This is a genomic window from Paenibacillus sp. EKM212P (assembly GCF_011066115.1).
Classification (GTDB): Bacteria; Bacillota; Bacilli; order Paenibacillales; family Paenibacillaceae; genus Paenibacillus; species Paenibacillus polymyxa_B.
In genome coordinates this window covers 1-247 of sequence record NZ_JAAMNR010000081.1, presented here as the reverse complement: position 1 = coordinate 247, position 247 = coordinate 1, and the positions used below count along the sequence as shown (strand labels likewise).

Sequence of the window (247 nt, the reverse complement as noted above, 5' to 3'; positions counted from 1 at the left end):
TAAAGGGCGGCCGATGGGGCTTGAACCCACGAATGCCGGAGTCACAGTCCGGTGCGTTAACCACTTCGCCACGACCGCCGCAAGTTATGAATAATTGGCAGGGGCAGCAGGAATTGAACCCACACCAACGGTTTTGGAGACCGTTGTTCTACCTTTAAACTATGCCCCTATAAAACTGGTGGAGGATGATGGATTCGAACCACCGAACCCGTAAGGGAGCAGATTTACAGTCTGATGCGTTTGGCCA

General features: G+C 52.6%; 2 tRNA genes. Both read right to left on the bottom strand.

Annotated elements, in window-relative coordinates:
• Positions 1–5: 5 nt before the first annotated feature.
• Positions 6–78: transfer RNA gene (locus G9G54_RS25135), tRNA-His, on the bottom strand.
• Positions 79–95: 17 nt separating this feature from the next.
• Positions 96–169 (bottom strand) — tRNA-Trp (locus tag G9G54_RS25130).
• Positions 170–247 lie beyond the last annotated feature (78 nt).